Annotated in this window: 15 protein-coding genes; 5 read left to right on the plus strand and 10 right to left on the minus strand. The window is 45.7% G+C overall.

What is annotated here, in order from left to right; translation table 11 throughout:
- A complete protein-coding gene (locus BZA03_RS08640; RefSeq protein ID WP_014948215.1) occupies window positions 1–192 on the minus strand; it encodes a hypothetical protein in 192 nt (63 codons plus the stop codon).
- Between the two features lie 279 nt (window positions 193–471).
- On the opposite strand from BZA03_RS08640, the gene BZA03_RS08645 reads away from it, so the two are divergent.
- A complete protein-coding gene (locus tag BZA03_RS08645) occupies window positions 472–804 on the plus strand; it encodes a hypothetical protein (RefSeq protein WP_014975645.1) in 333 nt (110 codons plus the stop codon).
- A 102-nt stretch (window positions 805–906) separates the two neighbouring features.
- Here the strand turns inward: BZA03_RS08645 and BZA03_RS08650 are convergent, their stop codons facing one another.
- On the minus strand, window positions 907–2,202 hold the full coding sequence (locus BZA03_RS08650; protein ID WP_110288525.1) for a hypothetical protein: 1,296 nt from the start codon (window positions 2,200–2,202) through the stop codon (window positions 907–909).
- Between the two features lie 178 nt (window positions 2,203–2,380).
- Window positions 2,381–3,082, minus strand: a complete 702-nt coding sequence (locus tag BZA03_RS08655; protein ID WP_110288526.1) for an HAD family phosphatase — start codon at window positions 3,080–3,082, stop codon at window positions 2,381–2,383.
- Window positions 3,083–3,294: 212 nt separating this feature from the next.
- Between BZA03_RS08655 and BZA03_RS08660 the strand changes: the two genes are divergently transcribed.
- Window positions 3,295–3,969 carry a hypothetical protein gene (locus BZA03_RS08660; RefSeq protein ID WP_014975642.1) on the plus strand — a complete coding sequence of 225 codons (675 nt, stop codon included), beginning with the start codon at window positions 3,295–3,297 and terminating at the stop codon, window positions 3,967–3,969.
- A 124-nt stretch (window positions 3,970–4,093) separates the two neighbouring features.
- On the opposite strand, the gene parE is transcribed toward BZA03_RS08660, so the two are convergent.
- The 5 genes from parE to nudF all read right to left on the minus strand — a co-directional run bounded on the left by parE (window position 4,094) and on the right by nudF (window position 8,675).
- Window positions 4,094–5,989 carry a DNA topoisomerase IV subunit B gene (parE, locus tag BZA03_RS08665; RefSeq protein WP_014975634.1) on the minus strand — a complete coding sequence of 632 codons (1,896 nt, stop codon included), beginning with the start codon at window positions 5,987–5,989 and terminating at the stop codon, window positions 4,094–4,096.
- A 113-nt stretch (window positions 5,990–6,102) separates the two neighbouring features.
- The gene (locus BZA03_RS08670; protein ID WP_014948209.1) at window positions 6,103–6,684 is read right to left on the minus strand and encodes a YqiA/YcfP family alpha/beta fold hydrolase; all 582 of its coding nucleotides are present in this window, start codon (window positions 6,682–6,684) and stop codon (window positions 6,103–6,105) included.
- Window positions 6,685–6,811: 127 nt separating this feature from the next.
- Window positions 6,812–7,615 carry a metallophosphoesterase gene (locus tag BZA03_RS08675; protein ID WP_110288527.1) on the minus strand — a complete coding sequence of 268 codons (804 nt, stop codon included), beginning with the start codon at window positions 7,613–7,615 and terminating at the stop codon, window positions 6,812–6,814.
- Complete coding sequence (locus BZA03_RS08680; protein ID WP_014978277.1) at window positions 7,612–8,007, minus strand: DUF1249 domain-containing protein; 396 nt, start codon at window positions 8,005–8,007, stop codon at window positions 7,612–7,614. The genes BZA03_RS08675 and BZA03_RS08680 overlap by 4 nt, the downstream gene beginning before the upstream one ends.
- Before the next feature lie 41 nt (window positions 8,008–8,048).
- Window positions 8,049–8,675: an ADP-ribose diphosphatase gene (gene nudF, locus BZA03_RS08685; RefSeq protein WP_110288528.1), complete on the minus strand. Its 627-nt coding sequence runs from the start codon at window positions 8,673–8,675 to the stop codon at window positions 8,049–8,051.
- A gap of 296 nt (window positions 8,676–8,971) precedes the next feature.
- On the opposite strand from nudF, the gene tolC reads away from it, so the two are divergent.
- Complete coding sequence (gene tolC, locus BZA03_RS08690; RefSeq protein ID WP_014975630.1) at window positions 8,972–10,369, plus strand: outer membrane channel protein TolC; 1,398 nt, start codon at window positions 8,972–8,974, stop codon at window positions 10,367–10,369.
- A gap of 135 nt (window positions 10,370–10,504) precedes the next feature.
- Here the strand turns inward: tolC and BZA03_RS20410 are convergent, their stop codons facing one another.
- Window positions 10,505–10,657, minus strand: a complete 153-nt coding sequence (locus BZA03_RS20410; protein ID WP_014948204.1) for a hypothetical protein — start codon at window positions 10,655–10,657, stop codon at window positions 10,505–10,507.
- Between the two features lie 210 nt (window positions 10,658–10,867).
- Between BZA03_RS20410 and BZA03_RS08695 the strand changes: the two genes are divergently transcribed.
- Window positions 10,868–11,722, plus strand: a complete 855-nt coding sequence (locus tag BZA03_RS08695; protein WP_110288529.1) for an ion transporter — start codon at window positions 10,868–10,870, stop codon at window positions 11,720–11,722.
- Window positions 11,723–11,834: 112 nt separating this feature from the next.
- On the opposite strand, the gene prsT is transcribed toward BZA03_RS08695, so the two are convergent.
- Window positions 11,835–14,609 carry an XrtA/PEP-CTERM system TPR-repeat protein PrsT gene (gene prsT, locus BZA03_RS08700; RefSeq protein WP_110288530.1) on the minus strand — a complete coding sequence of 925 codons (2,775 nt, stop codon included), beginning with the start codon at window positions 14,607–14,609 and terminating at the stop codon, window positions 11,835–11,837.
- Window positions 14,610–14,914: 305 nt separating this feature from the next.
- Between prsT and BZA03_RS08705 the strand changes: the two genes are divergently transcribed.
- Window positions 14,915–16,705 carry a DEAD/DEAH box helicase gene (locus BZA03_RS08705; RefSeq protein WP_014948201.1) on the plus strand — a complete coding sequence of 597 codons (1,791 nt, stop codon included), beginning with the start codon at window positions 14,915–14,917 and terminating at the stop codon, window positions 16,703–16,705.
- The last annotated feature ends 27 nt before the right edge of the window (window positions 16,706–16,732 follow it).

Below are 16,732 nucleotides of genomic sequence, written 5' to 3' on the forward strand. Positions count from 1 at the left end.
TTACGCGTAGGTATCAATGTTGGCGCCTAACGCGGGGTTTGAAGATGACGTTTTTGGTACGTCAGCGGCTGATTCCAGCAGCTGAAGCGACGCTTTTCCCTCTTGCTCTTGCTGGCTTTTTGCCAACTTAAGAGAGGCCAACTCAAGTGACGCACCGGACGTTCCAGAGGCACTAGTACCTTGTAGATCCATACCATTTTCCTTTGTTGCTTGTAGCAAAGTAAAAAAATGGGCAGAATTGCCCACCCTTACGGCGTGTTGTCCATTACATAAATAGCAAGCGGCTCAATTACCCGCAGACTTCGTAATTTACAACTGACTTCAGGTTATCGGCCTTGAAAGGCGAAACTTTAATCATTATTTACCGTGATACATTCGGCGTAGCATAAATGATAGCTGCGCAATATATATGAACATTAAGTGTGCGGCTAACGCGTGCACCGGATTACATTAGAAAGAAAAGGCGTGACCATGCAACAGAGCCAAGAGATGCAAGCTGTCCATCAACAACTTCAAGAAACACTTCAAACGCTGCACCGCAAAGCTGTTGATGCCGACCAAATACTAGATAGTTTACAGCGCGATCAAAAAGGGAAGTTTGCAGCCGTTTTCGCAGATGACAGTGGGTTTAGCACATCAGCAAAACGCTTTGGTCCATATGTTCAAGAGATTGCAAATGACTGGCAATCGCTAAAGGAACTGGATGATGATGCGGCCAAACAAGCCCTAGCGCCATTAGTTAAAAAAATAGAGCTGGCACTGGTGACCATTGCGCAATTTCAGCAATCCCTATCTAAAAGCTAGCGCGGGCTAAAATATATCTATAAACGAAAAGCCCGCTTTATTTGCGGGCTTTTTTTTGAAATTGGCTTCTCGCTTACGGCGAACTCTCACGCGCCTTACCGCTTATTTTTGATAAAGCGGAAGCAAGGCGATTCTACGCTTAATTTCCTGTACTTCTTTTAAGTACGCTTTACTGTCCACCCGCTGATATTGTTCAGTAAACGCTTGCTTACTTAAGCCTTCGGGCAGCCCTTCAATAGGCGGGATGATTTCAAGTTCACTTTGAATGCGCGCAATCGCATTTTGCACTTCCATCGCAGTATTTGGATGGGTAGCAACCTTTGCAAACTCAGTGCCCGACATATCTGCCGCCAAGTCTACAAAGCTATAGCCCGAACCACCGTTGCCCCGGTCCATTAGCTCTTTAAACTCGCCAATTGCTAAAGACATACCTTGTTCAGCCATTAACTCTAATGCAGCAGAAATAATAAAGTGACGAGCCAAATCGTTGCGCTTGTGCAGCACAGCACCTCTGCGAGGCTTTAACGCTTTTTCGGAATCTGGCTGTATGTCGCCCACCAGAGTCCCAACACGATGATGCCCAACGTAAACCGCTAAAGCGAGGATTACCGCATTATTATGCAGTACTGCATCTTGAGGGGTTTGGCTTTGCTCTCTCGCCCGCGCCATCCCTTCGCGCAAGTATTCAATAAGGGATACCGGTTTATTTGATAAGGCTATTTCTCTACCAGACAAATACCGTAAATAGTACGCAGATAACTGCTGAAGCTCGGTCTGTTCGCTTACCGACATGTTCGACGCCACCACGTTTAACTCGCTTAGCAGCTCATCTAAACGCCCAACATCAAGGGTAAGTTCACCGCTTCTCATGGTCACACGTTCAACCCGCGATAACGCAATGGTGGCTATTTCTGATTGCGTATAAGAGTTCACCGTACGCTCTAAAAACCCAAGTAAAAAACGACCCGGAATGGTTAAGTCCCCAACTTGGACTTGCTCTATACGCAAGCTATCTCCAGGCAGTACTAGTGCTGACGCATTTACATAATACCCCGTATTGTTGATAGCGTAAGTGACGTTAATGGTTCCCGCCAACGGCGTGATATTCACTACGCCCTTAAAGTCAGGTAATGCACGCTGTAACACACCCACTAAGCTTTCGACTTGGGTTTCGGTGAGCGTAACTTGATGCCCCTCTTCTCGGCGGGAAAACGCCTGTTGCAGCTGACCGAGGAGTTCATTAACGCTATCAGCACCATCTAGCTGTGTGGGCGCTGTCGATGCGACTAATGGCGTTTTTTGCACAGCCATAACCGTAATCGTAGCAACGCTTACTACAAGCAGAACAACAATGATGGCGAGAGTAATAAAAAGCCATTTTACGCTACGCAAAATCATGAGAAATCAGCTGTACCTGTCATAACAATGAATAAAAAATAAGTTAGCGCCTCTGGCGTTCTTTGCTGTAAAACAAAGAAAGTTACGCCCTAAGGTGCTGGTTATACTACGTTATCTATTTTCGCGCCACCAGTGACAAGTGGCACGACAAGTCGGCAATTAACCACCACCGCATTCACTAAAAATCGAGTTCGCAGTCCACCCAGTCTTTCAAGCTTGTATACCGCACTGTGGCACCAGACAAGTCATGATGTTTCGACAAATCCGTGGGTATCACAACGCAGGCTAGGTTTGCAGCAAGTGCCGCTGTCATGCCGGTTTGCGTGTCTTCAATTGCCACACATTCACCGGGTATTTTTCCTAGCTTGTCCATTGCAAGCGCGTAACAATCAGGTGCTGGTTTGCTGTTTTCGACATCTTCCACGGCAACCACGCAAGAAATATAAGCACTTAAACCATACTGAGATAAGGTTTTTTCCACCGACTTTTTACTTCCCCCAGTCACAATACCAATGGTGTAACCTTTGTTTGCACAATGTTCAATGGTTTCTTTAGCAAACGGCATTAAGGGAAAAGCTTGCTTATCTAAGTAGTCGCTAATGCTTTTGTGTTTTTGCTCTGCTAGCTGCTGCGGCGCTACATCAATATTAAAATGTTCGACGAGATCGACAGCATTTTGCTTTACTGGAATACCCGCCATCACTTCACAATAAAAATCCTCGCTTAATTCAACATCGTACCCCAGCAAAATGTCTTTCCACAGGTCAAAATGTACGGATTCTGAGTCAATAAGGGTACCGTCGTGATCAAATAATAGCGTTGTGGTTTTGTCGCTTACCGCTAGCTGGCGGGTTGATGAAGAAACTGAGTGCAATGCCAAAATAAACCTCCTTGCTAGTTCAATACCGGTTTTGAAAACATATTGGGTGTCATCGATACCGAAAAAACGATAACACCTTTAGCCCCTTCTGCAGTGCTTTGTTAATGGTGATTGTTTTCATGCCATATGTCAGAACATGCCAGAACAGTGCCAGTCCTGTGATACACTGGGGCATTCACAAGCCAGAACATTTTCAACGTGGAGTAAATTGGGTGCTTTACCACATTTTAGGCTTTGCCAGTGCCGCGCTGTTTTTACTGACATGGTTAGGATTATGGTCACAAATTAAGGCCATGACGCGCTTTCAAGTGCCCGTTTCTAGCGAAAGTGACGATGCTAACCACAGTCTGTCACTTAACCAGTTTGGCTCTAGCTATTTTGCCTTTTTCTCAATTTTCCTATTTGGCATTTCGGTAGAGCCTTTCAACCATTACTTGGTGTGGACACGATTTGGCGCGCTCATACTTACGCTCATTATCATTTGGAAAATATGGCAACACAGGCGCACTACAATTTCAGGCTATGTTGCCGCTGTTGCTCTGCTAGCTCTCATTGGTGGCACACTTTCCATTGCTTTTCGCCCTTTCCCAACGCTTGCACAGCTTGGCGCAAATACCTTAATGCTGGTCGTAACCGTTATCTTATTTCAAGGTTCACTGCACCAGTGGTTTGTACTGCAGCGCAGACAAAAAGTGGGGTCGCTGTCATTTGCGCTGTTTCGCAATATATTGATAAAAGACGTTAGCACTTTATTGTTTGGCCTAACAATGCCATTAAGCCAAAGCTGGCCGCTACTTATCCTAAACGGCACCAGCGTAATTATGCGTGGCAGTATTTTATTGCAGATGCACAAACTAAAACGCCGAGAAATTTCCGTATCAGGATAGTATCTCGGCGTTTTCGATTTGCTTCATGTAGCGTTAAGGTTGCTTGTCTAGCGGTCACTTGTTTGAACAGCGTTATCGATACAAGCTTCTATAAATAAGCACAAAAGCGGCGCGTTTCTGCAATCTACAACGCCACTTCGGCCATATTACCTTTGCTTTCAAGCCATGTTTTACGGTCGCCAGAACGCTTCTTAGCAAGTAGCATGTCCATCAACTCCATCATTTCTTCCGCGTCTTCAATGGTCAGCTGAACAAGGCGACGGGTGTTCGGGTCCATGGTTGTTTCGCGAAGCTGTAGCGGGTTCATTTCACCCAAGCCTTTAAAGCGCTGTACGTTGACTTTACCGCGTTTCTTTTCCGCTTCAATTCGGTCAAGAATGCCCTGCTTCTCGCCTTCATCTAGCGCGTAATACACCTCTTTGCCTACATCTATTCTAAATAGCGGCGGCATAGCGACATACACATGACCTTGTTCAACCAAGGTTCTGAAGTGACGTACAAAGAGCGCACATAGCAACGTTGCAATGTGTAGCCCATCGGAGTCAGCATCGGCAAGAATACATATTTTACCGTAGCGCAAACCAGACAGGTCCGTCGAGTCTGGATCGATACCCAGCGCAACTGAAATATCGTGAATTTCCTGTGATGCCAGTACCTGAGAAGAGTCAACTTCCCAGCTATTCAGGATTTTACCGCGCAGCGGCATAATTGCCTGAAACTCTCGGTCTCGCGCTTGCTTGGCCGAGCCACCCGCCGAGTCACCCTCTACTAAAAACAGTTCAGAGTAAGAAATATCTTGTGATGAGCAGTCGGTCAGTTTGCCTGGTAGTGCAGGCCCTTGAGTGACCTTTTTACGCGCAACCTTTTTGGTTTGACGAAGGCGGCGCTGTGCATTGTTGATACACATTTCAGCAAGGGCCTCGGCAATTTCCGTATGCTGGTTTAACCAAAGGCTGAATGCGTCTTTCACTACACCTGATACAAACGCGCTGGCCTGACGTGAAGACAGGCGCTCTTTAGTCTGCCCGGCAAACTGTGGGTCCTGCATTTTAGTCGACAGGATATAGGCACAGCGGTCCCAAATGTCATCTGGCGATAACTTAACGCCACGGGGCATTAAGTTTCTAAATTCGCAGAATTCGCGCATGGACTCTAGTAAGCCTTGGCGCAACCCGTTAACGTGTGTACCGCCTTGCGCTGTAGGAATAAGGTTAACGTAGCTTTCCGTTACCAAATCTCCACCTTCAGGCAACCACATTACTGCCCAATCGGCGGCTTCTGTATTGCCGCTGAATGTACCCACAAAAGGCGTGTCAGACGGTAAGGTTTCAAACTCTTCTACCGCTTGGTAGAGGTAGTCTTTAAGGCCGTCTTCGTAATACCACTCTTGGCTTTCTTTGGTGATCTTGTTGTCGAAACGAATGCGCAGACCCGGGCTTAATACCGCTTTAGCGCGCAAGTTGTGCACAAGTCGACTGGCTGAGAATTTAGCCGAATCGAAATATTGCGGGTCAGGCCAGAAGTGAACACGGGTTCCTGTATTGCGCTTACCGCAGGTATCAATAACTTGTAAGTCTTCGACTTTGTCGCCGTTTTCAAAGGCAATTTGGTATACGTTACTGTCTCGTCGAATAGTTACTTCTACGCGAGTTGAAAGCGCGTTAACTACCGAGATCCCCACCCCGTGAAGACCACCAGAGAAGGCATAGTTTTTATTTGAAAATTTACCACCCGCGTGAAGCTTACATAGAATAAGCTCTACGCCTGATATCCCTTCTTCAGGGTGGATATCTACCGGCATACCACGACCATCGTCGATAACTTCTAACGATTGGTCTTCATGCAAAATTACTTTGATGTTAGAGGCGTGCCCAGCAAGCGCTTCATCCACACTGTTATCGATGACTTCCTGACCCAAGTGATTTGGGCGGGTAGTGTCGGTATACATACCAGGGCGGCGTTTTACGGGGTCAAGGCCGTTTAAAACCTCGATAGCATCTGAATTGTATTGATTTGACATAGTTATGGTTGTTATTTAAGCCAGCGACAAAGAAAGAGGTACGCGGCGCTTAAGCATAGCGCCGCACAGCATAGGATTGATGTTAGCAGGGCGAGTACAGACTGGCAATGCGCTTATTTCAGCAAAAACTCGGCAATAGCAGGCAAGTGATTTTCGTAACCTACAAAGCTGTGATCGCCGCCTTCTTCAATAACCAGATGACTTTGTGCGTACTTTTCAGCCGCTAAGCGGTAATCCAGTGTTTCATCCTCGGTCTGAAGTAGCACTTTGTAATTGCCTGGCGTTTTAATTGAGGCAGCTTCTAATGCTTGGATTACCCCCATATCGCTTTCTACTATTTCAAACTTTTCTTTGCTGTAAGGGTTTTCGTGGGCACCGATAAACCCTTGCAATAGCTCGTAAGGGCGAACAGCGGGATTGATCAACACGGCTTTGCCACCAAACTTTTCAAGCAAAAACGTAGAGAGATACCCCCCCATTGAACTGCCAATAAGTTTCAGTCCGTTTTCAAGCAGTGCCGGTGTGTTCTCAATAAGTGAAATTAGCTGGTCTTCCACTTTGCTTGGAAAATTAGACAGCTCAGGAATGTGCAAGGTAACGTTCGAGTGATGCTGCTCAAAATACGCTTTGGTGGCTTGCGCCTTAATGGATTTCGGCGAACTTAAAAAGCCGTGGAGATATAAAATGTGCTGCATATTTTTCTCTACTCTGTGTTCTCTGTTCTTTTTTGTTTCTTTGTTTGCTCTAAACTCGATGCGAGTATGAAACGGGTTTTAACGCCAAACGCACCTAGCGCATCCTTCAAAGCCAAGCTCGACTGAGCTAAACCCTAACAACGGTAACGTTTACCGTGCCGTCACCCATTAAACTCATCACCTGATACCCCGGCGCTTCATTGCTAACACCAAACTCGGGCCGCATTTCCCACTGCCAACATGTAGAAGGGCTGCCGTAAGAAGGCGTATTGTGCTTTCCTATCAGCTGGCGCAACGGCGAATGTAAGTGTCCGTGTAGGAAGGCTTTTATCTGCGGATATTCATCTGTAAGCGATACTAACCGCTGAACATCAACCAAAGAGTGCTTATCCATCCAACTGTTTGAAGGCAATATGTGATGATGAAGCGCAACAAGATGATTTGTCTGCGGCGACGTAGTTAACGATTGCTCTAGCGCCTGTATATCGCTTTCTTTTACTTCCCCGGCTGCCGTTTGCTTATTGGTTAAAGCGCGGGTATCCATGCCGTGTATTTGCCAATTGCACAAGCTTAACGAGTCATTGCTTTGTAAGTGCCGACTGCCAAGATATTTTTCAAAGTACGAGTTATTGTCGTGATTACCCGCCAGCACAAACCATTTTATATTTGCTGGCTCAATATGTTGCTCCATCAATGCAATAAAATGCTGATAGCTCTCAGGGGAATTATCGCCGCTAATATCCCCAGTAACCAGCACGACTACTTGGTGCTTTGCTCTCTGCTGGGGCTCGCTGGCAACTTCTTGAACAATGTAATTTTGGATATCAGAAAGCACGCGTGCTAGTGAATCATAGGGCGCGATGCCCGCATATCCCGTCTTATCTTTGTCTTTTAGTAAGTGGCAATCACTTAGCTGAATGAGTGTTATCACGCTTCAGAAGTAACGTTTGAGGAGTGTTGCAAACAGAAGTTTAGCCATTCAGCTAAAAAGATATTCACCATGTGCTTTTCGTTACGCTGACGCATTTTTAAATTCGGATACTCGTACGACGGTTCAAGCGCTCCCGTATTTTGGCTATTGATAACCTCTGCCATACGCGCATCGTGATATAAGCGTACCGTCATGCTGGGCGTTAAATATGAGGGCATATCTTTAGTGGTTTGCTTAATGCTTAACGTACTGGTGTAGCGAGCAGACTCTACAATACGTATTTCATAAGACAGGCCGACACCAACCGAAAATTCATAGCTCAAATCTTCCGTATCGCAATCAGGCAAAATTCTCAGAACATGGGAGTAGTTCAGTTCGCAAAGCGCCTGCATTGAAGGAAGATGAGGTACGTATTTTCGTCGATTGCGTTGTGTCACGATGTCTGCCACTGCTCCAGAAGTTGTGTTTTGTGCATAAAGAACCATTGTAGCGCAATTACCGCTGCGGCGTTGTCAATATGGCCATTTTCCAACCATTCAAGGGCGGTATTTTCTTTTATTCGATGTACTTTAATGTCTTCAGACTCGTTTTCTAGGCCGTGAATACCTTGCGCTTGGCTAGCATCAGTCTTTGCTATAAAAATGTGTAATCTTTCGGTCGTGCCGCCCGGGCTCGATAAATAACTCAGCGCTTTGGTTAATTTATCTAGGGTAATACCTGCCTCTTCCATCGACTCTCTATGGCATACAGACTCCGGTGTTTCTCCTTTGTCGATCATGCCCGCGATAATTTCTATTAACCAAGGGCTTGAAGATGTGGCTAATGCCCCAATTCTAACTTGCTCAATGAGCACAAACTCTTGGAGTTCAGGATCGTAGGGTAAGACCCCCACCGCATGACCGCGTTCAAATATTTCTCGCGTGACCGTGTCGCTCCATTCTCCATTAAAACACTTGTGCTTAAATTGATACTGATTCATGGTAAAGAAACCACGATACACTGGCTTAATGTCGGTAATTTCGACGTCATTTGAGGTAAATGAAAGGAATTCCTTGCTCATTTGCTGACACTTATGGTTCAAATAGATTTATCATACATAGTACATTTACACACCAACCATGTATACGCATGAAAAATGCGATACGGCGTGTGAGCGAATAACAGAAAACTCATATTACAAGTCGTCTATTACTATAATAATTGCGTGGGTAGATCACATATTCTGTTACAGTTAATCGAATACTGTTACGAGTTTGGACTTTCGGTTTGTGGTTGAATTTTCATACACTTGGTTTTAATAAGTCGTCTCAACGAATAAACGACGACGCAACTTGAACACAACAGGAAGACGTAAGCATGAAACGAACACTTCTGTCGCTAGTTATCGGTGTTTCGATGACAACTGGTGCGCTAGCCGATGACCTAATGCAGGTATATCAACAAGCACTGGCGAACGATCCATTGGTAAACCAAGCGAAAGCGCAACGTGATGCTGCGTTCGAAGGAATCAGTCTTAGCCGCGCAAGCCTACTACCCCAAATCTCTGGCTCTGTGGGTTACACCCAATCTGAATCAGAACGCTTCCAACAAGCGGCTGGTGACAACGGCCTTCAAGTATTCACAACAGATACTGAAGTAGACACGCTTAACTACGGTTTATCACTTTCAATGTCTTTATACGACCACGCAAACTGGTTGGGTCTAGACCGCGCAGAGAAAGTAGCTGAGCAAAGCGATGCACAACTTGCCGCTAGCATGCAAGACGTTATCGTGCGTACGGTTACAGCTTACTTTGACGTATTGCGCGCGCGTGACAACGTAGAATTTGTAGGTGCTGAAAAACGCGCCATTGAACGTCAGCTTGAGCAAACACGCCAGCGCTTCGAGGTAGGTCTAACGGCTATTACTGACGTGCACGAAGCACAAGCGAACTACGACAGCACAGTAGCTCAGGAAATCCAAGCGAAAAACCAGCTTGAGTTTGCCCTTGAAGCACTTCGTGTTATTACCGGCAAGTACCACGATCGTCTTTTCGGTCTAAATACAGAGAATTTCTCTGCGACTATGCCAGTACCAGAAACGGTAGACAGCTGGCTAGAGACCGCACAGGACCAAAACCTTGCTCTATTAGTTGACCGTTTGGCCATGGACGTTGCAAAAGAAGATATTGCTATTGCGCGCTCTGGTCACTTGCCAACATTATCACTGTCTGGCAGCTACGGTCGCTCGAAAGATGATGTTGATGCTGAAGTATTAAATGACGACGGCTCTACCACACCGTTTGGGTATGAAACGCCGTACTTGGATAACCAATCAATTGGCATTACGCTGAACGTTCCAATCTATCAAGGCGGTAGCGTAAGCGCGCAAACGTCGCAAGCGAAGTACAACTACGTAGCGGCCAGCCAAGCTGCAGAGCAGACGTATCGTCAAACGGTACAGTCAGTTCGTAGCTCGTTTAATAACGTAAAAGCGTCTATCTCTACTATTCGCGCTCTTGAGCAGTCAGTGGTGTCTGCAGATAGCGCACTTAAGGCCACAGAAGCGGGCTTTGATGTCGGTACACGTACTATTGTTGACGTATTGGACAGCACCCGTAACTTGTTTGATGCCCGTCGTAACCTTGCGGGCGCACGCTATGACTTTATTCAGTCAGTGGTTACGCTTAAGCAAGCGGCAGGTACATTGACAGGTGAAGATGTGGCTATGATCAACCGTGGTCTTAAGCCAGCAGAAACCAAAACCAATGGCTAACATTAAGTAGTTGATTGCGCCAAGCGCTGTCAAAAGAATGAAAGGGTAGCCTATGCTGCCCTTTTTTATGCCTACTAGTTTTACTTAGTTAATAGCAAAAGCAGGCTCTATCCAAACGGTGATGAGAAAGGAATGCTACGCCGCGGGCGTAAATCTTTTTAGTGCACTGAGCAGTTGGCGATATTCTGCGCGCAAGGCTTCAGCATTTTGTTTTGTTGGCGCGAAATTAGATAGGCGTTCAGCCACGATATGCAATTTCTCTTGCAACAACCGTAATTCATCATCCATGATTATGCCCTTTATTTTTAAGCCTATGTATTTGGCTAGATAAACGTTTAGGTCACGTGTGGCGACACAGGTTTTAAAACGCCTTTTGTGCCCCTACATTTGTAAGCAATAAGTGCCTTTATTCAGCACTACTGATTATTTAGTATACCGCCAATCGCGCTTACCACAAGCCCTTTGGTTATTTGGTTTTTCTTTGAGTGATAAATAGAAATGCAAGCCTCTGAACTTCAAAATAAATTTGAGCGCATTCGAGCCAATAAATGGTTCGAAGCCTTTGTAATTAGCGTTATCGTTATTTCAGCGCTTCTCGTAGGTGCCAAAACCTATGAATTGCCAGCAGGCATGTCATCCGTCACGTTATTCTTAGATTGGTTTATCAGTGCATTCTTCCTGACAGAGATCACCATACGATTTTTGGCTGAAAAACGTAAACGCTACTTTTTCAAGAGCTTTTGGAACTGGTTTGACACACTGATTGTGGTTATTAGTCTCATTCCGGCAGACGATACCGAACTGGCACTTATCGCCCGTTTGGTGCGTGTGTTCCGCGTATTGCGTATGATCTCGATCATCCCCGAGCTTAGGATCCTGTTAGTTTCTTTGGTTAAAGCACTGCCCCAATTAGCATATGTCATGCTGTTGATGTTTATCATTTTCTACATTTACGCAGCTATAGGCAGTACTTTATTCGAAAACATCAATCCCGTGCTGTGGGGCGATATCACTATCTCGATGCTAACGCTCTTTAGAATTATGACATTCGAAGATTGGACCGATGTAATGTACGAGACTCAGGAGGTTTACTCGCTAAGCTGGATTTTCTACCTTACCTTTATTTTCTTTACTGCGTTCGCGTTCTTGAACATGGTGATTGGGATCGTGGTGAACGTGATGGAAAGAGAAAACGAAAAAGCACGAGCAGAAAAAGAAGCCGCTTTACTCGAAGAGCAAATTGCACAAGGAAACGTAGAGCCAACCCTTCAAGATGTAATGAAAGAACTACGAGAGCTAAAGGCGCAGATTACTGCTAATAACGAACATAGCACGGTAAGCAAAACCAGCTAGGCGCGTTTTGCTCCAATAGCATAATTGAAAAAGGCCACATTGATGTGGCCTTTTTCGTTTCTCGCAAATGGAAGGTTTAGATTTAAGCTACGGCATAATAAGCTATACGAGCCTAAATCCCGTACTGCTGCTTAAGCGACTCAGCCCTTTGTTTTGCAGCTTCAGACTTAAACTCTCGACTTGCTAGCTTGCGCGAGGCAAGCGCTTTTTTATCGAGTTCAAGCAATACACTCACGTGATTTAAATACACATCGTCGTTCGCAATAGGACGTGCAGAAACTTCTTCGTACAGTTTGAGGGCAGCGGCTTTATCACCTTTAGCCACATAAATCTGCGCTAGCGTATCTACTGCGTCAGCGTTCTCACGTTGCAGTGATACGGCTTTTTTAGCGAGTTCTTCAGCTCGAGTAAGGTTTTTATCTTCAAACGCCAAATACGCTAAGTTGTTTAAGACAACAAAGTTATCCGGTGTTTTAGTTAGCACCTGCTCATAGGTTTTAATGGCTGCTGCTCTGTCTTTGCCGATTTGACGCTCTGCTAACAGCATGGCGCTTGGAATGTCGTTACTGTGCGCCTGAACGTGTTTTTCAAGAAACGTAAATGCCTGAGCTTTTTTACCCGACATCTCAAGCGCCGCTATCAACAACAAAGCGTTATCTGAGTTAGGCGTAGCGTCATAGGCGGCTTTGGCATGCTCTACAGCTTGCTCAGGCGCTTTATCGATAAGATGCAAGCGCGCTATTACGCCTCTAACGAAAGGCAGAGCCTTAACATCATCGGCCGTGCTATTAATGATTTCCCATGCAGGTTTTGCCTGCCCAAGTCGGCTGTGAAAGTAAGCTTTCAATAAGGTTAACTGTGCATCTGGACGTTTAGCCAACACCTTATTGGTTAACGTCAGCCCCTGATCAAATTGCTTTTGAGAGTCGACAATCAGCAACTTACCCAATACCGCATTTTTATCTTGCGGGTAAAACGATAGCCAACGATCGAAAAACGCTGTCGCGTCTTCTACATTGTTGGTGGCGATAAGCGCTTGACCCTTTAAGTTCCAAAACGCTTGTGGCGACGCTTCATTACCTTCGACATCTGACAAAAGCGAAACCGTTTTATCAAGCTGACTGTTCAACGAGTACATTCTTGCAAGGAGAAGTCTTAAGTTCAGATTTGTTTTATTGGTGTTGAACTGTGTTTGAGTATGCTTGATAACGTCCTGTGCGTTCCCGTTTTCCATTGCGAGGGCAAACCATAGCGCTAGCGCCTGTACATCGGAGGGGTTCTTATCAATAAAGGCGCGAACAAAGGAAATCGCGTTATCGTTTTTACCTTCGGCTACCAGTAATTTAGCGCGAGAGTAAAACACCTCATTCTTTGCACCTTCTAGCTCACTGGCTTTATCTAGATATTGGGCGGCCTCTTGGTAGGCTCCCTCTGCCGTCGCAATATTCCCTAGGTAAATAAGCGGAGCTGCAGTATCAGGTGACTTTTCATGCCACTCTTTCGCTGCGCTTTTTGCTTTTTCAAGCTGACTAGTAGCAATGTAGGCGCGAAGTAATGTAGCTTGTGACGTCACAGACTCTGGCGACTGCTCTACGGCTTGTTCAAGATTAACTAAGCCATCAATATCATTTAATGATAACTGCAAAACACCTAAGCGAGATAAATCTTCTGCTGTGGTACTCACCGCTTCAGACTTTGCCACCATCTGCTGTGCACCGACTACGTTACCGTCTTTTAAAAGCTGATAACTTGCCTTAGAGAATAGTGCGGCATCAATACCTTGCTCGCCTTCTACCCTCGCTAATACTTCAAGCGCTTCATCATTTTCACCAAGCTGCAGCATGCTGTCTGCCAGCATACGAAGACCAGGGTGATTATCAGGAAGACTAGAAGCCACCATTGTCAGGTGACGCTGTGCCGCTTCAAAGTCTTGAATTTGATATGCACTGAAGCCCGCAACCAAACGCACGACCTGATCACTTCTTCCATTTTGAACGGCAATTTCCAAGTGCTCGAGGGCCTTAGCATAATTCTCGTTGGCCGACTCAATGATGCCTTTAAAGGTATTAAGCAGCGGATGGTTTTCATTTAAGGTCAACAAGTCATCTACAATAGGTTCTGCTTTGTCGAGCTCTCTTATTTCAATCAGTAGCGCTGCATAGGCAAATTTGCTGGTTACGTCGTCAGGATACTGACTCACATACACGCCGTAGACTTCGGCAGCTTTACTCGGCTCACCTTTTTGAAGATAAATTTTTGCTAACTGTTGTAGCACGTCTTTATTGGTGGGGGCTTGTTCTCGCAGCTTCTCGGTGGCGGCTAGCGCTCCATCCATGTCGTTCTCTAAAACAAAGGCATAACTGTCAATAAGGCCTTTGTAGACTGAGCTCGTATCTAGGGTTGATAAATCAGCCAGTAGCGTTTGCGCTTCTTCGTTTTTACCTAGCTGCATTAAAGCCTGTAGCTTATAAAAACCCACCTCGGCTGATTCAACTGCTGACATCCCTTCTGCGCGATAATCTACTTCGGCCAGCGCATTTTCTGCGCCTGACTGTTGGTAAGCGACCGACAATAGAGGAATGACTTGGCTAACAGGATGCCCAAGTTCCATTGCCTTGTTGAGTTCTTTTTCAGCAGCTGAAAAATTACTTTGCTGCAAGTACAGCTTGCCAAGTTCGAAGCGCGGTGCTGCGGCATCGGGCGCTTTTTGAATGGCATTTTTATATTCAACAATGGCGGCGTCGATTTGTTGAGAAGAGGCGTAGTTCCTTGCATCTGCTAAATGGCTTTCCATTGATTTTTCACTACATCCAGATAAAAGCGCGCTGGTCAGCATCACCGCTAACGTTGTGCTTTTAAGTAATGTATTGGGTTTCATTTTTGTCATTGTAATTCCTTGCCCTACCTCAACTTTTTATTGTCACATCGCTACACATTGAAAATAGCGCATGGTGTACTGTCTATTATTTCATCTAAACTGTGCAATTTCGTGGCAACCTTGCCATTATTCGAATATAATATGGTTTTTTGCAACACTGCTGGCAAGCATATCGCGAAATACGCTACGAATACGCTTCATAAACTCGCCCGAAAGGCCAGTTCATCGCTGTATAGCGTCTTGCGATAATAAACCGAAAAAGTACGGTTTAATCGTATGCCGCACCCTCCTTACTTAATGCACCAGGATCCTTAATGACCACAACTGTCGACATGACATTTAAAGACCTCAATTTACCAGAACCTATCTTACAAGCCCTTGAAAAAGTTGGCTACGAGAAACCGTCTCCTATTCAAGCTGAGAGTATTCCTCTTCTACTTGAAGGTCACGATTTACTCGGTCAGGCACAGACAGGGACAGGAAAGACCGCTGCGTTTGCCCTACCTATGTTGGCAAATATCGATCCTGAAGAACGTAAGCCGCAATTACTGGTATTGGCCCCAACCCGTGAACTAGCTATTCAGGTTGCAGAGGCGTTTCAGGTTTATGCGAGCTTTAGTCAAAAAATTAAAGTACTTCCAGTATACGGCGGTCAGTCGTACGACAACCAAATTCGCCAGCTTAAGCGCGGCGTTCAGGTTGTTGTAGGTACACCAGGCCGTATCATCGACCACATTAAGCGCAAAACGCTAGACTTAAGCGAACTTAAGTTCTTAGTGCTAGACGAAGCTGACGAAATGCTTCGTATGGGCTTTATCGATGACGTTGAACTTATTCTTAGCCACGCACCAGAAGAGCGCCAAACCGCACTGTTCTCGGCAACTATGCCTGGCCCAATTAAGAAGATTACTCAGCGATACTTGAAAGACCCTAAGCACGTTAAAATTGCGTCTAAGGTAAGTACAGCTAGCACCATTCGCCAGCGTTATTGCCAAATTGCACCACACCACAAGCTTGAAGCGCTAACGCGCATCATGGAAGTGGAAGTGTTTGACGGTATGATCATATTCGTACGTACGAAAACCGCTACGGTTGAACTAGCAGATAAACTCTCTGCTCGTGGTTACGACGTAGAACCACTAAACGGTGATATTCCTCAGGCAGCTCGTGAGCGCACTGTTGAAAAACTTAAACAGGGTAAAATTGATATCCTTGTCGCTACCGACGTTGTAGCCCGTGGTCTTGACGTTGAGCGTGTAAGCCACGTTATCAACTACGATATTCCGTACGATAGCGAATCTTACGTACACCGTATCGGCCGTACTGGTCGTGCTGGTCGTCAAGGTGATGCGATCCTATTTATCTCTCATCGCGAAAAGCGCTTGTTATTCTCTATCGAGAAAACTACCAAGCAGCCTATTGAAGCAATGCCAATTCCTTCAATTAGCGAAATTAATGAAACACGTTTAAGCCGCTTCAAACAATCAGTTGCCGAAGCAACCCAAGACGATAGCATTGAATCACTAATGCCTATTGTTGAGATGATTAAAGAAGAAAACGAAGCGTCCCCTGAAGTATTGATGGCGGCACTGCTTAAAATTGCGCAAGGCGACGAACCGTTAATTCTTAAAGAATCAGATCGTCCAGATATTAACAGCAAGCCTCAGCGCGACAGCCGCGAGAGAAACTCTCGTGACCGTGATGGTCGTGAGAGAAAGCCAAGAGTACCTCGTGGAAACCGCAAGCCTGAAGAAGGCATGCAGCGCTTCCGCATTGAAGTAGGTCACGTACATGGTGCGAAGCCTGGAAATATCGTTGGGGCTATTGCTAATGAAGCAAACATAAATTCGAAGCACATTGGCGCTATCGAAATTTATGACAACTTCAGCACGGTAGACCTTCCTGAAGGCATGCCTAAGGAGACGCGCGATACGCTACAGGGCACCCGTGTTGCTGGTCAGCGTTTGAATATTCGCGAATGGTCAGATACACCGCCGGCTAAAGGTCGTGGCGATCGTGGTAACCGTGGTGACAGAGCGCCTCGCGGCAATCGTGAAGACCGCCCTAATCGCGGAGATCGCGAAAACCGTAAGCGTAAGAACTAAATAGCAATACATTCAGCCTTTATATAA

The organism is Alteromonas sp. I10 (assembly GCF_003201515.1).
Classification (GTDB): domain Bacteria; phylum Pseudomonadota; class Gammaproteobacteria; order Enterobacterales; family Alteromonadaceae; genus Alteromonas; species Alteromonas macleodii.

Excerpts from the sequence above, each read along its gene's own strand:
- BZA03_RS08640 (WP_014948215.1), bottom strand. The coding sequence starts at position 192 with ATGGATCTACAAGGTACTAGTGCCTCTGGAACGTCCGGTGCGTCACTT.
- BZA03_RS08645 (WP_014975645.1), top strand. The coding sequence starts at position 472 with ATGCAACAGAGCCAAGAGATGCAAGCTGTCCATCAACAACTTCAAGAA.
- BZA03_RS08650 (WP_110288525.1), bottom strand. The coding sequence starts at position 2,202 with ATGATTTTGCGTAGCGTAAAATGGCTTTTTATTACTCTCGCCATCATT.
- parE (WP_014975634.1), bottom strand. The coding sequence starts at position 5,989 with ATGTCAAATCAATACAATTCAGATGCTATCGAGGTTTTAAACGGCCTT.
- BZA03_RS08670 (WP_014948209.1), bottom strand. The coding sequence starts at position 6,684 with ATGCAGCACATTTTATATCTCCACGGCTTTTTAAGTTCGCCGAAATCC.
- BZA03_RS08680 (WP_014978277.1), bottom strand. The coding sequence starts at position 8,007 with ATGCAGGCGCTTTGCGAACTGAACTACTCCCATGTTCTGAGAATTTTG.
- nudF (WP_110288528.1), bottom strand. The coding sequence starts at position 8,675 with ATGAGCAAGGAATTCCTTTCATTTACCTCAAATGACGTCGAAATTACC.
- tolC (WP_014975630.1), top strand. The coding sequence starts at position 8,972 with ATGAAACGAACACTTCTGTCGCTAGTTATCGGTGTTTCGATGACAACT.
- BZA03_RS20410 (WP_014948204.1), bottom strand. The coding sequence starts at position 10,657 with ATGGATGATGAATTACGGTTGTTGCAAGAGAAATTGCATATCGTGGCT.
- BZA03_RS08695 (WP_110288529.1), top strand. The coding sequence starts at position 10,868 with ATGCAAGCCTCTGAACTTCAAAATAAATTTGAGCGCATTCGAGCCAAT.
- prsT (WP_110288530.1), bottom strand. The coding sequence starts at position 14,609 with ATGACAAAAATGAAACCCAATACATTACTTAAAAGCACAACGTTAGCG.
- BZA03_RS08705 (WP_014948201.1), top strand. The coding sequence starts at position 14,915 with ATGACCACAACTGTCGACATGACATTTAAAGACCTCAATTTACCAGAA.